At 43.4% G+C, this 16,527-nt stretch carries 11 protein-coding genes; 4 read left to right on the forward strand and 7 right to left on the reverse strand.

What is annotated here, in order from left to right; genetic code table 11:
* Positions 1–14: 14 nt before the first annotated feature.
* Positions 15–218, forward strand: a complete 204-nt coding sequence (locus DWW77_RS15935; protein WP_255363757.1) for a helix-turn-helix domain-containing protein — start codon at positions 15–17, stop codon at positions 216–218.
* Between the two features lie 87 nt (positions 219–305).
* On the opposite strand, the gene DWW77_RS15940 is transcribed toward DWW77_RS15935, so the two are convergent.
* The 5 genes from DWW77_RS15940 to DWW77_RS15960 form a co-directional block, all read right to left on the reverse strand.
* Positions 306–557: a hypothetical protein gene (locus DWW77_RS15940; RefSeq protein WP_044961921.1), complete on the reverse strand. Its 252-nt coding sequence runs from the start codon at positions 555–557 to the stop codon at positions 306–308.
* A 108-nt stretch (positions 558–665) separates the two neighbouring features.
* A complete protein-coding gene (locus tag DWW77_RS15945; protein ID WP_118609112.1) occupies positions 666–2,834 on the reverse strand; it encodes a glycoside hydrolase family 2 protein in 2,169 nt (722 codons plus the stop codon).
* A 9-nt stretch (positions 2,835–2,843) separates the two neighbouring features.
* Complete coding sequence (locus DWW77_RS15950; RefSeq protein WP_021976595.1) at positions 2,844–3,686, reverse strand: carbohydrate ABC transporter permease; 843 nt, start codon at positions 3,684–3,686, stop codon at positions 2,844–2,846.
* Positions 3,683–4,555, reverse strand: a complete 873-nt coding sequence (locus DWW77_RS15955; RefSeq protein ID WP_015526310.1) for a carbohydrate ABC transporter permease — start codon at positions 4,553–4,555, stop codon at positions 3,683–3,685. Before DWW77_RS15955 ends, DWW77_RS15950 begins: the two co-directional genes overlap by 4 nt.
* 59 nt (positions 4,556–4,614) lie before the next feature.
* Positions 4,615–5,922, reverse strand: coding sequence for an ABC transporter substrate-binding protein (locus tag DWW77_RS15960; RefSeq protein WP_114001823.1), 1,308 nt, complete (start codon positions 5,920–5,922; stop codon positions 4,615–4,617).
* Between the two features lie 212 nt (positions 5,923–6,134).
* On the opposite strand from DWW77_RS15960, the gene DWW77_RS15965 reads away from it, so the two are divergent.
* The 3 genes from DWW77_RS15965 to DWW77_RS15975 all read left to right on the forward strand — a co-directional run bounded on the left by DWW77_RS15965 (position 6,135) and on the right by DWW77_RS15975 (position 11,106).
* Positions 6,135–7,940 carry a sensor histidine kinase gene (locus DWW77_RS15965; protein WP_118368587.1) on the forward strand — a complete coding sequence of 602 codons (1,806 nt, stop codon included), beginning with the start codon at positions 6,135–6,137 and terminating at the stop codon, positions 7,938–7,940.
* Between the two features lies 1 nt (position 7,941).
* Complete coding sequence (locus DWW77_RS15970; RefSeq protein ID WP_021652212.1) at positions 7,942–9,549, forward strand: response regulator transcription factor; 1,608 nt, start codon at positions 7,942–7,944, stop codon at positions 9,547–9,549.
* 183 nt (positions 9,550–9,732) lie between these two features.
* Entirely contained in the window at positions 9,733–11,106 is a 1,374-nt protein-coding gene (locus DWW77_RS15975) for a sodium-dependent transporter (RefSeq protein WP_110103604.1), read from the forward strand.
* Between the two features lie 179 nt (positions 11,107–11,285).
* Here the strand turns inward: DWW77_RS15975 and DWW77_RS15980 are convergent, their stop codons facing one another.
* Together DWW77_RS15980 and DWW77_RS15985 are read right to left on the reverse strand one after the other, a co-directional pair.
* Positions 11,286–14,678 (reverse strand): DEAD/DEAH box helicase, encoded by a 3,393-nt coding sequence (locus DWW77_RS15980; RefSeq protein ID WP_118609113.1) that lies wholly within the window; start codon positions 14,676–14,678, stop codon positions 11,286–11,288.
* A gap of 202 nt (positions 14,679–14,880) precedes the next feature.
* Positions 14,881–16,311, reverse strand: a complete 1,431-nt coding sequence (locus tag DWW77_RS15985) for an aspartate ammonia-lyase (protein WP_092069682.1) — start codon at positions 16,309–16,311, stop codon at positions 14,881–14,883.
* Between the last annotated feature and the right edge of the window lie 216 nt (positions 16,312–16,527).

Raw genomic sequence — 16,527 nt, forward strand, 5'->3', positions numbered from 1 at the left:
GAGCATCTGTCCAGATTGTTTTAAAAAAACGTCAGAATCTTTTTTCCTATACTATGCAGTTAAAGCTCACCGAGGTGAAACGGCTTCTGCAGTCTACGGATATAACTCTCGACGACATTGCCTGGCATCTTGGTTTCAGCAATGGAAATTACTTCAGCAAGGTTTTTAAAAAGAACTGTCAGATGTCTCCCAGTGAATACCTGAACGTACAGCTATAGTTCTTCAGAAAACTTTTCTCCGATAAAAAGTAGCTGTAACTGAGCGTATCCGTTCAGTTACAGCCACTTTATTCAATATTATTATATTCAGTTATTGATCATATCCGGCCAGGAAAGAATCTCTGCAGAAATCTTCTCTTCATAATCTCCGTCAATGTCCTCACTTCTTCCAGCCGCATAAATATTGGTCTCGGCACCCCAACCGTTGTCCTCGTATTCCCATACATGGAATTTCAGTCCACGGAACATGAAATCCAGACTTCCGCAACCATCTTCCTCTGTGTATTCGAATTTGATATTTTTTTTGTTCAGAGCATCCTGTACTTTCTGTAAACGCATATAATATCGCTCCTTCCACGCCTAAAATCTTCCTTTATACACAAAGTATAACATGTTGTGATTTTTGACACAAGTCAAGGATGAAAGTGCCTGTGAGCTGCAGATATCTCAGGCCCAGTAGAGTCTCATTCCAAACTCATGGCTCATACGGTCCGGATGCCCATCAACTCTTGAAAGCAAAGTACAGATATCCTGATAGGTATTCTTTGCCATACATTTACCGCTATTATCAGAAAGAATTAGTGTAAGGTTCCACTTCTTGCCTTTTCCGTATTCTTTCTCAAAGGTTTTTACCATGACACGGCTGTCTGCCGGAACTTCTGCTTTAACACTTCCCTTTTCCACCAGTTCTCCGTTCAATGTTTCTGTAATGATCCATGTAAGTTCACACTTTCCCAGAGCTCCATCTGTATCATTTACAATATACAGACTGTCCAGATAATCTTTGTGCTTTGCAAAAACACCCACTGGTGCGTTGCTTTCCAGTATAGCCTGAAGACCCTTTTTGGGAATTCCCCACCAGTCATATAAACCGTAGAAGCTCTGAGGACACAGGTCGATAAACATAAACTGTACATATCCTGAGCAAGGTTCATATTTCTGGATCCTGTAATGCTCTGTATAATATTTCAGAAGCTTATACTGATATTCCTGGATCTTCGGGATATCATCCACCAGTTTTTCCAGACGATGATATACCGCCGGAACAGTTTTCAGATTTTCACTGCTGCCCGGTGCATCAAATCCGTACTCTGTATTCAGCTTTTCTGTCTGCTCATAAATATCTGCATATTCTCCACCGCTTAAAGAACCCAGATAATTGTGGCTGTCCCCGCTAAGCGGATCATCTTCGCAGAAAGAACCCTTGATGATCGGTCTGCCCGGATCCATCTTCTGTACCTCCCTATACAGAGCAGGTCCCGGATTTTCCTCCATAAATCTCCTTCTCACATTTCCATCCGGATCAACACATCCCGGTTCATTCATAATGATCCAGCAGATCAGAGACGGATGATGCTTCAGAAGTTTCACATTTTCTCTGTAAACATCTGCAAATCTCTGCGCCCATTCATCTGTTGAAGGATGCGTCCAGTTGTACTCCGAATCCTGAAGAACTGCAATTCCCAGCTCGTCACACAGATCATAAAAAACTTCCTGCTCTGTGTGGACATGTACTCGTACCAGGTTAAAACCTGCCGCCTTTACATTAAGAAGATCTCTCAGGTACCGTTCCCTTGTCATTGCGGAAATATAACAATCCGGAAAATAAGAGGTTCCTCTTATATACAGCTTCCTGTTATTAAGCCAGAATCTTGTTATTTTTTCATTACGCTCAATCTGAATGTCCCGGAAAGCAAAATTCGTTGTTCTGCTGCTCAGTATGTCTTTTCCCCTGCTTAACGTAAGTTCTGCCTGATACATCCAGGGATAACCATGATCCCATGTGGACCACAGTCTGACATCTTCCACTTTAAGCTCACATTTAAAACCTGTCTCTGCTTTCTCTGCCATTATCTGAACAGTTTTTTCTGCCTTTATAAGACCGGACTCTTTTTCCCGGATCTTTACATTAAAATCATATGTCTCCCCGGATTTCAGACCTCGCGCTTCAGTTTCCACATATACGTCTGCTTTCTTTCCATCTGGATCCAGTTCATACTTCAGATCTGTCTGATCTTCCAGAACACCTTCTTCTGTCAGGATCAGCTCCACTTTTCCGTAGATTCCTACAGGATTTACATCTCTCTGGATAAATGTATCAGAATGTTCGTAGGTACCTTTTACCATATTTCTTTTTACCAGGGTGGTTCTGGAATCCTGTGCATCCAGCTCCACCTCATCATCCCATGGAGAACTTACCTTTACAATGAGATAATTTTTCTTTCCAAAAACAAGCTTATCTTTTACATTAAAGGAAAATGGAGCGGAATATCCTTCATGCTCTCCAAGAAATTCTCCGTTAAGCCATACTTTTCCATAATAATCCACATTGGTAAATTTAAGGACAGCATCCGTAACTTTCTGATCCGGAACTTCAAACTCTGTTTTGTACCACCAGGGTGCCTGATTGAAATATCTCAGTTCACGCCCGAAATATGGCTGTCTGGCATAGATAAGCTGCAGATGTTTCAGTTCCTCCAGTTCCTCCCATTCAGACACCTGGGAACCTACGGAAGTATCTGCTTCCCTGGCAGCATAAAGCCCGATCTTTTCCCCTGTATCATGAACATCCTGCAAAATTTTCCATCCTTGTTTCAATTCAATCCTTGTTTCCATTTCAGCCTCCTAACTCTTGACCGCACCTGCAGCCATACCTTCGATTATGTTCCTGTTAAGAATAAAATACACGATCAGTGTAGGCAGGATCGATATTACGATCGCCGCAAATGTACTTCCCCAGTCCACTCTTCCGAACTGCCCCACAAAGTCATTCAGGCCAATTGGCAGAGTTTTCATATCAGAAGATGAGATAAACGTATTGGCATAGGTAAATTCATTCCATACAAAAACAAAATTGTATGTAAGAACTGTCATTGTAGTATTTTTAGCCATAGGTACCACGATCTTGCGGAATGTGGTTCCCATTGTGGCACCGTCAATAACTGCCGCTTCCAGAAGAGAATCCGGCATAAATTTAAAAAATCCGGTGTAAAGATAGATACACATTGGAAGTCCGAACCCGATCTGCGGAAGCACCAGTGCCCAGTATGTATTTCTCAGTCCGATCCTGTTATAAATCTGGAACATGGGTACAAGGCAGGAAAAAATAGGCACCATCATTCCAAACAGGAAAAATGCCATCAGTGCATTGGCATATTTTACCTTTACCTTACTGATCACAAATGCAACCGGGCATCCCAGGACTACGATGCCAAGAAGTGTGAGAACTGCCACAACCGTACTGTTAAGAAAATATCTTGGAATGGATGAGATCGTCAGTGCGCTGATATAGTTTCCAAGATAAAATCCTGATGGCAGGGCATACTGTGCAGTATATGTCATTTCATCCGGTGTTTTCAGACTGGAGCAGATAACCCAGAAAATAGGGTAGACCTGTATCATGACAAAAATAAGGATCACTACATAGAACACAGCACGAATAGGTATATTTTTTCTTGATTTTATCATTCTGACCCATCTCCTTTCGCCGATCCCAGGCATTTCTGTATAATCCCTACTGCTACCAGACATTCAATGACCAGAAAAACGGACAATGTACTTCCATAGCCAAAGTCAGCCGAATTAAAAGCGGTTTTATACATATAAGTTGCCACCATCTCTGTTGATCTGGATTTATTGTCAAGAATATAGAATACATCAAAGGTTTTCAGACAACCATTTACAAGCATTACAATGACAATGCTGAATATATTTTTCACCAGTGGAAGCTTTATGTAACGATACTGTTGAAAAACATTGCAGCCATCCATTGTAGATGCCTCGATCACATCCTTTGATATGGATACAAATGCGGAATAAAAAATGATCATGTACAGACCACAGTATTTATATCCATCGATCAGGGTTATGGTAATCAGCGCTGTATGGGAATTTGCCAGCAAAGCGATAGGTTCCATTCCCAGTTTTTCCATCACATAGCAAACCAGGCCCTGGGGCTGGACAGAAAGCATTTTGGAAAAAATCTGGCAGATCGCCATAGATGAAATGATACATGGAATAAAATAAATAACCCGCAGAATATTTCCACCTTTGGAAATATGTGTAAGCAAAATTGCCAGGATCAGTCCTGCACATAACTGGAACAAACTTCCCAATACAACAAATTTAAGATTATTTACAACAGCCTCACGAAATGTCTCATCCTGAAACATCCTCACATAATTTTCCAGTCCGATAAACTTCATATCACCGATTCCATTCCAGGAAAAAAGGCTGTAACCCATTGACCACAGAATTGGGATGATAACAGTAAGAATATATACGAACAGTGCAGGAAGAACAAACGGTAAAGGCTGGATTTTATTTCTGGGCTTCATATCCTCTCCCCTTTCATACGCAGATGCAGATAAAATTCCGCATCTGCGTATTCTCTCAGTTATTCTTCAGTGTCAAAATAATCAGATGCATACTGTTCTACAGCTTTGTCCATGTTTTCGCAGAACTCTTCAGGAGTTGATTCTCCCATTCCAAGGCTTGCCAACTCTTTTCTGTAAACCTCGTTTGTAGAAGGATCCAGACGAACATCCCAGCACTGGGCAAAAGTGCCGCAGTTCTCAAGATCACTTAAAATCTGCTGTGTAAGCTCCGGAAGCTTCTCCGAATCACTTGGCATCATGGATGGAAGCATATTGAACTCATACATTGCCGTATCAGCAAAATTATCCCATACATAACTGATGAAATCTTTCATCTCATCACTCATGGAATCCTTGAGAATGGCAGTTCCGATTCCACAATTCGCATAGTAATCATTTTCTCCTGTAGCGGTTCCTTCGCTGTCTACAGGAAGTTTGAACATGGAAATGTCATCTTTAAGATTTCCCTCATCATCTGTAAGATCCGGTGTATCCCATGTTCCGGTGTATAACATTGCCGCACCACTGTTCAGAAACAGATCCATCTGTGCGGTAGTATCTGAACTTGTCCATCCTTCACTGAAATACTGGGCTATATCCTGTGTATACTGGGCTGTTGCGATACCTGTCTCAGAATTAAATTTTTCTTTTCCCATTCTTGCATTGTCAATGAAGTCATTTCCTTCCAGTCTGAAAGCCTTAAATGCAGGATAACGCATGATCATGTCGTAATTTCCTGCGGATATCGGGGTCATTCCCGCATCTTTCAGCTTCTTGCACACATCCAGGAGGTCTTCCAGTGTCTGAGGTGTTTCAGTAATTCCGGCTTTTTCAAACATGTCTTTGTGATACCAGAAATACTCTACATTTCCCTGCCAGGTCATAAGGTAATTGCTTCCGTCACTGAGTTTCGGATAATTCAGTGCAATATCAAAGAACTTGTCTTTGATACCCAGTTCATCATAAAGGTCATCCACACTGTAGATCAGATCCTTTTTGCAAAGTCCTTCAAAAAATGCCTCCGGATCTGCGTCAAACCAGTCCGGCAGTTCATTGCTGGATGCAAGGATCTTGATCTTCTGAAGATATGTTTCTCTGTCTGCAATAGACTCTACATTGAATTCAAAATCCGGGTGATCTTTTTTATAATCTTCTGCAAGCTTCTTCAATGTTTTCAGTGCCGCATCTGTTTCGCCCCTGGCACTGATATAATTGATCACAAGTGGTTCGGAATCCTCTTTTTTATCTGCCCACACATTCATCATGCTGAATGAAGAGAGACACATCATTGTGGCAAGTGTAGCAGCCATCACTTTTTTTAATTTCATTTTCGTCCTCCTTTTGGTACATTTCTATTCATCCGGATTGAATATTTTGTTCCGCTTTCCTTATCGATGAGACCATTATATTAAATCCGTCCGGAAAAATACATGGAAAATCTTCGCTGTACCTGGAATATTTTCTCCAATCTTTCCCCCACACTTGTGAGAATTTTTCCCTTATTATATAATGTAGCCAATAAAACCAGAGGGGGGATTCCATGATAGAAAATCTGAAAAAAAAGGTGTTTCACTTATTTTTAGGAATCAGTCTGAAACGCAGGCTTTTTATTACATATCTGCTGCTCAGTTCTCTGATACTCATGCTTACTTCCGTGTTTTTTTATACTGCATCCAAAAAAGTACTGATCAAGCGTGCCGCACTTTCCAGTCAGCAGCAGCTATCCCTGATCACCAGCAACCTTGGAGAAAAGATCGATAATATATCAAACTATGCCATCACCCTTTCCATCAACAGCAATATCGCCGATGTTTTAAAAGAAAATCCCACAGTTCCCGAAAACACACTGGAACATTTTCTGGTAAATTCCGAGCTTACAGACCAGGCCCAGCGTATCATCGGACTTCACAAAAACATCTATGCCTGGGATATCCTGGATACAGAAAACCACTGGTTTCACAGCAGTACCACAGAAACAGATCAGCTTGATTCCATTTTAGGTCCCGAAGTCCTTGACAGCCTTCAGACTAATCTGGCCTTTCAGTTTCTCGGACCCTTCCAGATAAGTGGGGAGCCAACCTTTGTAGCCTTAAAAAGTATTACAAACATTGATAACACCAAATATCTGGGCGCCCTGGTCCTTCTGATCAGAGAAACAAATATTTCCTCTGCATTCCGCGACCTTCCGGACAGCTCTTCCAGGGATTTCTATATTACTGATGAAAATGGACAGATACTTTCCTCTTCTTCATCCGGAGGTATTTATAAAGACTTCTCATCCTATACAAAAATCAGTTCAGAGAATTATAAAACCCTGACAGAAACCGACAGGCAGTTTTTTTCCGTAGACGGCACTGACACTCTTTTTATCTGCAAATCCTATCCTGACCTAAACTGGAATGTGATCAACCTGATTCCTCTGGAAAGCCTGACTCTGGATCATATGGTGATCCTGCACAACATTCTTCTGATCAGCATTGTAGTGTTTATTTTATCTGTATTTTTTTCCATATTATGTACAGGTACTGTCACCGCACCTATACAGAAACTTGTGGAAAAAATGAAATCTGCATCTGCCGGAAAGCTGAATATTTCTGCCAGTTACTCTTCAAATGATGAACTTGCAGTTCTCTATAACCAGTTTAACCTTATGATGCAGAAGATCCAGACATTACTTAACGATATCTATGAGGAACAAAATGCCAAACAGAAAATGGAAATACGTCTTTTACAGTCCCAGATCAATCCCCATTTTCTTTATAATACTTTAAACACCATCAAGTCTCTCATAGAAATTGATATGAATGATACCGCAGTAAAAGCAGTGTCTGCCATGTCATCTTTCTACAGAAACTCTCTTTCAAAGGGACAGTTTATCATTCCTCTGCGCCAGGAGCTGCTTCTTACAGAACAGTATCTTTATATCCAGAATCTGCGGTATATGGATTTTGTTGATTACGAGATCATCTATGAGCCGTCCTGGGAGGATCATGGGGCAGAGATACCCAAGCTGACCATACAGCCTGTTGTGGAAAATATTTTTGTCCACGGACTTACCAGCCAGATATGCCATATTCACTTAATTGTTTCTATCAAAAATGGTACCATCTGTATTTCTGTTTCTGATAATGGTTCCGGTATCCCGCCGGAAAAACTTGCCGAACTTAACCGTTCTATCAGAGACTTCAAAACTGCCCGACATTCTTTCGGGCTTCCAAGTATCAACCACAGGATTGCTCTTCTCTACGGTGAGAATTACGGACTTACCATCGAAAGTTCACCTGAAAAGGGAACCACTGTAACCATAGTAATACCTGACAAAAATCTGATCGAGGGGGAAATATAAAGTGAAAACACTTGTAATTATTGACGACGAAGTTTTTTTCAGAAAATCTCTGATCAATTTTCTTGAAAAACAAAACCTTTATAACATTGCAGGGGAAGCTAATAACGGACAGGCCGGAATCCGGCTTATTGAAAATGTTAAACCCGATATTGCCCTTGTGGATATATCCATGCCGGTTATGAGCGGTCTGGATATGATCGCAGCTCTTGGAACAGACTGTCATACCAGGTTCATCCTTTCCACAGGATACGAAGATTTTGACTATGCCAAAAAAGCCATCTCTCTTCAGGTCCGCGGATACCTCCTGAAGCCATTGGATCACCGGGAGCTTATGGAGACACTCCAGAAAGTAAGTGACGAGATCGATCAGGAAAATTCCAGAAACAGTTATGTGAATAATTATTTTCAGTTCCGCGATCTGTATACACGGCAAATGCAGCTTAATTTCTTCCAGAAGGTGATCAGCGGAACAACCATTTCCCCGGATGATCTGGAAAAAATTCCGATTCATAAAACTTCCGATTATCTTACCATTCTTATGGAGATCCACAATGCCAATCCGGAAATATGGGATGAAAAAGGTGATTTTTCTCTGCTCCACACCATCCTGGAAAATATATGCAGGGAAATCTTACAGCCTGTGTGCAAAGAGCTTATTTACATTGACTATTCTCAGATGAGACAGTATATCATCATGGAAAAAAGCTCTGATTTTTCTTTTACCGATCTGGAACAATCCTGTCTCAGACTTGCCGGGATATATGATAATATCGCACAGATTTCCACTTTTTTCTGCTGTGGAACACCTCATGAAGGCGTGGAAGGAATCCGCTATTCCTATGAAGAGGCTCTTTCTGTTTTTCATAACAGAACTGCGTCTTCTTCCGGATTTCTTTATTTCACGCCCCAGTCCCATTCCGGTGATTTTACATTAAAGCCTCTGGTTTATAATGATATCCTGATCTTTCTGCGCCAGCAAAATTCACCGGCTCTCTGTAAATATATTGATGAATATTTCAACGATATCATCACCAAAAAAATCCATATCCGGCAGACCTGGAGTGTAGCTGCTGCTTTTCTTACTGTACTTGACGGTTTTATCACGGAGTGCAGTCAGCGTGAAACGCTTTTTCCTCTTCTGGAAAACGCCCTGAATACTTACCAGAACTGCCAGAGTGCCCTGCAGTTAAAACAACTGCTCCAGTCTACCTGCAAGGCAGTTCTGGATTCTCTTGCTGATGAAAAAAATCCGCGGAAGTCAGCTCTTGTATCCCAGGTTCAGGAATATATCTGTCTGAATTTTAATCAGCCGGATCTTCGTCTTGAAACCATTGCTTCCCATTTTTTTGTCAATCCCCAGCATCTCTCTGCTGTATTCAGTCAGGAATCCGGAGTTACACTTACCTCATATATCAATGTCTGCCGCATGAAAAAAGCCAGACAGTTTCTTCTGGAAGACAGCCCTTCCATTCAAAATGTAGCTTCTTTATGCGGATTTTCTGATTCCGGATATTTCAGCAAATGTTTCCGGAAATATTACGGAATCTCTCCAAAAAACTTTGTATCCCTGACTGAAAAGAACAGTTATCCAGGTTCTATCGGCATATGATCTTTATCTCATTAAAGCGTAACGTTTCACCGCTTCATCTTATTAAAATTACATTTTACTCTAACATATGTTTTATGTAAAATGCAAGTTCTTTTTATTGTGCAATATCCCGGAATGTGTTAAGATAAAACCTGCGACTTTATACAAATAGCAGTTTACCATACTGCAATAATGAGGTGAGTTATGAAAGAAAGAGAAAAACTTGGATCCCGTCTGGGATTCATTCTGATTTCTGCTGGCTGTGCCATCGGAATCGGAAACGTCTGGAAATTCCCTTACATGGCCGGACAGGGCGGTGGCGGCACATTCGTACTGTTTTACCTGATCTTCCTGGCCCTTCTTGGACTTCCTGTTATGACTATGGAGTTTTCTGTTGGACGTGCCAGCCAGAAGAGTCCTGTCAAAGCATATTACGCACTGGAAAAACCAGGACAGAAATGGCACATCCATGGATATATCACTCTGATCGGATGTTATCTCCTGATGATGTTTTACACCACTGTTACAGGCTGGATGCTGAATTACTTCTATATGACAGCCACCGGTAAATTCCAGGGACTTGATTCCGACGGTGTTGCAGGACAGTTTACCAACATGCTTGGCCAGCCCGTTACTATGGGATTCTGGATGATCGTTGTTGTTATTGCAGGTGTTTTTGTCTGCTCCCGCGGTCTTCAGAACGGCCTTGAAAAAGTTACCAAGGTTATGATGATCTCTCTTCTGGTGATCATGGTTGTTCTTGCCATCAACAGTTTTACCATGGATGGTGCCAAAGAGGGACTGAAATTCTACCTGATCCCGGATTTCGAGCGTATGAAAGAGATCGGTATTATTTCTACCATTACCGGTGCTATGAACCAGGCATTCTTTACTCTCAGCCTTGGTATCGGTGCTATGGCTATCTTCGGAAGCTACATCGGAAAAGATCATGCACTGCTTGGTGAATCCATGAATATTGCGCTTCTGGATACTTTTGTTGCGATCACCTCCGGACTTATTATTTTCCCGGCATGTTTCACATTCAATGTTGACCAGACTTCCGGACCGAGCCTGATCTTCATCACACTGCCGAATATTTTCAACCACATTCCGCTTGGAAGACTGTGGGGAAGCCTGTTCTTTATCTTTATGTCATTTGCAGCTTTCTCTACCATCCTGGCTGTATTTGAAAATATTATTTCCTGCGGTATGGAGCTTACCGGCTGGAGCCGAAAAAAATCCAGTCTTGTAAATGCCATCGCCATCATCCTTCTGTCTCTGCCATGCGTACTTGGATACAATGTATGGTCCTGGGACTGGCTCAAGGTATTCGGCGGCGCAATTCTCGACCTTGAAGATTTTCTGGTAAGCAACATTCTGCTCCCGCTTGGTTCTCTTGTATACCTGCTTTTCTGTGTTTCCAAACGGGGCTGGGGCTGGGAAAACTTCACAGAAGAAGCCAACACCGGAAAAGGCATGAAGATCCGGAAATGGATGCGCGGATACATCACTTATATCCTGCCGCTGATCATTCTGTTTATCTTCTTCTTTGGTCTGTACGATAAGTTTTTTGCATAAAATAAAACACCCCTGACGGATATCGTATGTGATTTACACACGCGATTTCCATCGGGGGTGTTTTTGTTGAATCAGGCGGATATTCACAGCCTGCACTCTTCCTGATACAAGCAAGTCCCCTCACCGCGTATTGCTTTTCGTAATTGAAGCAAGGAACTTACTTGATTCAGTTAAGAATTTTACCTGCCTAGCAGCTCCAGTACTTCCTCTCTGCTGATCAAAGCCTGACCGATTCCCTCGCCGCTTAAGATCTCATCAGCCAGTTCCCGTTTTCTTTCCTGAAGAGCCCGGATTCGTTCTTCTATGGTGTCTTTCATAAAGAGGCGGTAGACACTGACAACGTTCTGCTGACCGATGCGGTGGGCACGGTCTGTTGCTTGATTCTGCACAGCAAGATTCCACCAGGGATCGTAGTGGATCACAATATCAGCTGCCGTAAGATTCAGGCCTGTTCCTCCTGCTTTCAGAGAAATGCAGAAAACAGAAGTATCATCCTCATTAAATGCATGTACCATCTGCGCCCGTTTTTCCTTGGAAGTCGATCCGGTCAACATATAAAAAGAAACTTTTGCTTTTTTCAGACGGACAGCCAGCACATCCAACATGGTAGTAAACTGGGAAAACAACAGGAGCTTATGTCCGCCATTCACCGCATTCTGAACCAACTCCATGCACATCTCCAGCTTGGAAGAATTCCCTTTGTATCCTTCATATACCAGTCCCGGATAACAGCAGATCTGCCGCAGCCTCGTGATCTCTGCAAGGATCTGCAGTTTAGAAGTGCGAAACTCCGCATCCGACTGCATCCCAAGCATCAGGCGAAGCCGTTCCGTATGGGCCTCATACAGCTCCTTCTGCTCGCTTTCCAACGGGGAAAACATATCTTTTTCCAGCTTATCCGGAAGATCCTTCAGCACATCCCTCTTCAATCTCCGCAGCACAAAAGGACGGATCATTTTCTGCAGACGCTCCATCGCATCGGAATTGCTGTACTGCACAGCCGGAAGTTCGATTTCCTTACGAAATTTTTCGTAAGAATAAAGGAAACCCGGCATCAGAAAATCAAAAATACTCCACAGCTCACTGAGCCTGTTCTCCACCGGTGTACCGGTCAGCGCAAGCCTGAATTCCGACCGGATCTCCTTCACAGCCTTTGCCACCTGAGTTCCGTGATTCTTGATATACTGCGCCTCATCAATGATCTGCACAGCAAAATCCAGGTTCTGATAAGCCTTCAGATCCCGTTTCAGAAGGTCATAGGAGGTGATCAGAACCTCCCGTTCTCCCGCATTTTTGATCAGTGCTTTCCTCTCCTTCACATCACCAGTCACAACGGTAGCCGGAAGTCCCGGCGCAAAACGTTCGATCTCGTTCATCCAGTTAAACACCAGCGAAGCAGGCGTTATCACAAGGGCACGTCTGTTTTCTCCCGGCGCAGATTCCTGAAATTCTGACCAGAGAAATGTGATCACCTGGAGGGTTTTTCCAAGTCCCATATCATCTGCCAGGATCCCTCCAAACTGATTATGCTTCAGAGTTTTGATCCAGTAAAAGCCCTCTTTCTGATAGCCCCGGAGGATTTTTTCCTGCTCCCTGGGAATCTGAAATTTATGTTCTTCCATTGTCTGCATGTTCCGGATCAACGCACGAAAGGCATTGTCCTTCTCTACCTTGATCAGATCGCCGCCCTTCAGCTGACTGTCCAGATACATAGCACGATAGGCCGGAACCTGAGTCTTTCCTTTTTTCAGTTCACGATCACTGATCTGCAGTCCATTTTTCAGAGCAGAAAGCTCCCTGAGCTGACCATCGGAAACATCCAGAAAGCTGCCATCCTTCAGGCGGAAATATTTTTTCCTGCGATCGTACCTGGAAAGAATATCAAAAAGCTGCGCCTGATCCATCCCCTCCACATCCAGATCCAGGTTCAGAAGTCCGGCTGACAGAGAAACGCCAAGACGGATGTTTGGCAGCTTTGTCACCCTCATCTGTTTGATGGACTGGGAAATATAGACAGCTGCAACTTTCTGCATGGCGGGGATCCCTTCAGTAAGAAGCTGGTAGAGCTTTTCTTCGGAATCTTTCACACTGTCGGGTTTCCCTGAACCTTCCCTGCACAAAGATTCCAGTTCCTCGGCACGACAATCCAATGCCAGCTCCATCCGCTGGTCATCATATCCGTTAAAATATTTTGACAGCAGCGCAAACACACCAAGCTCTCCCGGAATATCCCTGGTGCGGGCAGACACATCTCGGTCAAAAACCGAAAATTTATCCTTCCCGTAAACAGAAAATGCCTTACAGGTGATCCAGTCACGCTCCGGCGCATCCAGATAGATCTCATATGCAGCCTTGTAGCATTCAAGACCTGTTTCTTCCGGGAAATCCCTGAGATCACAGTGAAAAAATTTTTTCAGGGAAGGAAGCAGCTCACGCACAAACGCAGGCACATCCGGTTCATCAATAAAGCCTCGGCCTGCAGGAAGCCGCTCCAGACAAGCAACAAATTCCTCCACTGCTCCAAGCTCCTGCCTGGAAACCAGATATACCTTCGCATTATCAAAATACATATGATACCGTATGCCTGTCACACTGTATACCGGCGCGATCTCAAGAGATAACCCCTGATCCTTCTTCCGGATCATCAGCGTCCTGTTCGGAATTTCTCTGACAGAATGCCATGTTGTCTCCGGATCATTGTTCATTTTGAACTTGAAACTTTTTTCGCCAAGTATAAGAAGCAAATCCTCAAGTTCTTTTCTGTCAACGGTAAGATCCCTCACCTTTTCCACAGCTATATTCTTCAGCTGTTCATATCTGGACATGTAAGTGCCGTGATGATTCTCGACCCATTCCCGGATAAAGGCCAGCACGCTTCTGGATCCTTCTGAAAAGGCTTCATCTGAATGGATAAATTCCAGATTTTTTCCATAAGAAACCTTCTCATTATGATCCAGATTCCACACAAAGGCCAACACATCCTTGAGGATATATTTTTTCTCACAGCCAACGCGGAATTCCACGGTAAAACAATTTCTCACAGAATTAAATTTCAGGCAGGTTTCCAGCTCCACCCTGCCAAAATACGGATCCCCGGAAAACGGAAGCATACGGCTGTATAGCTGGCGATTAAGGAGGCTTTTCAGCTCAACGGTGGTTTTCGTTGCAGGCTGCCCTGGTCCGGATAAAGCAGCCGGAAATGCTGTTCCGCTGAATGACTCTGCCTGCTTCTGTTCCTCATCCTGCTGTCTGCGGATTTCCACACGCTCATAGGCCTTACGGTCTCCATATTCCAGAAGCACTGCCACGCAATGCTTACAGATTCCGGAATAGCTGCGAAAGGCCGGGCAGTCACAGTATGCTTCTTTTATGCGGTCCGCTTCTGTATCATACTGAAATCCTGTATTGTATACATTACGCCCACTTCCCTTCACTGCTGCAGATATTTTATCCACAGCTCCTTCCGACTTAATATCCAGCGACTGGATCCTCTTTCCGGTACGGTAAATATCAAGACCTCTCTGATATGCCGTTGTATTACAAAGTGCCCGTATGGCTGTTCGTTTAAGCATGCATCTTTCCCTTCTTTTCTTATCGCGTTTCTTCCATTATAAAAGGAGACCTGCACTGTGACAAGTCTCCTTATAGTACTCATTGATATCTCATTCCTGATCTGCCTATAGCATTTCCATAAAATCCCGCATCAGGTTCAGCTGCTCTGAAATGAATTGCTGCATCAGACGTTCCCGTCATACGTTGGTACAGATAACTTTCTCAGCAGGCTTTCCTTCTTGCTTCATCCTCTTTCCGCTCTTCTCCGACTTCTGTCATCAGATACGGATCAAGAACCTCTTCCAGCTCTTTCTCAGTCATGATCCCTTGTTCCAGAACAAGTTCCCGGACAGACTTGCCAGTTTTTACTGCAGTTTTTGCGATGGTTGCAGACGCCTTGTAGCCAATATGCGGGCAGAGAGCCGTTGCGATTCCTGCACTGCTTTCCATCAGGTCTTTGCAGTGTTTGCGGTTTGCGGTGATTCCTGTGATGCAGTTTACGATCAATGTATCCACTGCTTTTTCCAGAGTCGTAATGGATTCAAAAAGATTACAAAATACAACCGGCTCAAAAGCATTCAACTCCAGCTGTCCGGCTTCTGCCGCCATGGTAATGGTGGTATCATGTCCTACGATGTGGAAAGCAACCTGGCTTACTACCTCCGGAATGACCGGATTTACCTTACCTGGCATGATGGACGACCCATTCTGCTTCGCCGGAAGGTTGATCTCCCCAAATCCGGTTTTCGGGCCGGAGGACATCAGTCGAAGATCGTTGCACATCTTGGAAAGATCCACCGCACAGGTTTTTACCACACCAGATACGGCAACAAAACCGTCCAGATTTTCTGTTGCATCAAAAAGGTCCTCAGCCTGTTTCAGCGGATAGCCTGTAAGCTTTTCCAGATTTGGCACGATCTTATAAAAATAAGAATCGGACACGTTGATAGCAGTTCCCACTGCAGTTCCTCCAAGGTTTACAGTGTACATTTCCCTGTGAGCCTTTTCGATACGTTTCCGGTCTCTGGAAACCATGGACGCATAACCGTGGAACACCTGGCCAAGACGGATCGGAACTGCATCCTGAAGCTGTGTACGTCCCATAGTGATCACATCATCGAACTGCTCTGCCTTTTTTGCAAGCTCCTTCTCAAGTCTTACCAGTGCTTTTTCCAGAGGTGCAAGAAGATCCAGAACGGTAAGCTTACCGGCCGTCGGGATCACATCATTGGTGGACTGTGCCATGTTTACGTGATCATTTGGATGGACCATTTTATAGCTTCCCTTCGGACATCCGAGGATCTCACCGGCTCTGTTTGCGATCACCTCATTCATATTCATATTTGCGCTGGTTCCGGCACCACCCTGAATGGCATCTACGATAAATTCCTCAGCCAATTTTCCTGCGATCACTTCATCACAGGCTCTGACAATGGCGTCTGCCTTATCCTCCGGAAGAAGCCCTGCATTATTATTAGTGATAGCTGCTGCTTTTTTAATCTGTGCCAGGTTCCTGATAAATACCGGATGAAGCTTTGTACCTGTAATAGGAAAATTCTGTTTTGCCCTTAAAGCCTGAACTCCGTAATAAGCCTCTGCAGGCACTTCCATAGTTCCGATCGAATCTGCTTCCAGTCTTGTTTCTGTTGTCATTTTATCATCCCTCTTCTTTCTTCTGATCCTGTGCACATCTGATTTGCTCCGCCCTCTGATCTCATTTTTTCAGTCCGACGGATATTCACTGTTTACAAATCATTCTGTTATTTTCATTTTTATCAGCAGCTGTTTTTCTGATGCCTAAGAAACTAACACTTTCTTTGTAGCTTGTAAATACTTTTAATGGAAAACCACGATTATCCGTGTTTTTCA

This window comes from Ruminococcus sp. AF17-12 (genome assembly GCF_003479245.1).
In the GTDB taxonomy this organism is placed as follows: domain Bacteria; phylum Bacillota; class Clostridia; order Lachnospirales; family Lachnospiraceae; genus Blautia_A; species Blautia_A fusiformis.